This window comes from Sulfitobacter sp. HI0129 (assembly GCF_001635395.1).
In the GTDB taxonomy this organism is placed as follows: Bacteria; Pseudomonadota; Alphaproteobacteria; order Rhodobacterales; family Rhodobacteraceae; genus Sulfitobacter.
This window is the reverse complement of record NZ_LWGH01000277.1, coordinates 1-623: the sequence shown is the minus strand read 5'-3', so window position 1 is coordinate 623 and position 623 is coordinate 1. Positions and strand designations below refer to the sequence as shown.

The window sequence follows — 623 nt, the reverse complement described above, 5'->3', positions numbered from 1 at the left end:
GTAATCTCCCGCATACGTGATGGAACCACCAGGGACTCCGGGAAAAGAATGAAGAACCAAGCCGACCAGATAGAGGCCGAAGCCGCCGCCACCCTGCTTGAGCGGATGATTCGCGACATCTATGGCGACAAGGGGTCGAGCGCGGTTCAACCGTTGCAATGGTCGATCCTGCGGTATCTGCGCAAGACCCCGGCGGACCGGAACGAATTGCGCTGGATCGCGCGGTATCTCGGCCTGACCCGTGCGCCCGTGGCCCGGGCCCTGAAAACACTGGAATCGCGCGGTTATGTCGAACAGGCCATTAGCCCTGCAGACAATCGCACGAAGACGGTCAGCCTGACTGTGGAAGGTCGCGAGAAGTTGAATGAGGACCCTATCAAAGTAATCGCGGATCGCATATTATCTCTACCTAAGGCTGAAAAGCTTCAATTTATAAGATCTATTCGAACTATTTCCTTGAATTTAAAAAGTGCCCCAGATGACTCGAACTCGAAAGATCCTCCTAGCGGAGGATGATCCGACCGTTTGCGACCTGATCGAGGAATTCCTCGGTGACATGTCAGTTATCATTGTTGTCACCACAACGCGCGCCGCGACCCGCAAGGCCTTGGCCGAGAATTCCG

General features: G+C 55.1%; 1 protein-coding gene. It reads left to right on the top strand.

The genetic code is table 11. The features are described from left to right. Positions 1-516 (top strand): MarR family winged helix-turn-helix transcriptional regulator (locus A3764_RS05895; RefSeq protein WP_236628061.1); only part of this gene is annotated, 516 nt, incomplete at its 5' end. Positions 517-623: the final 107 nt, after the last annotated feature.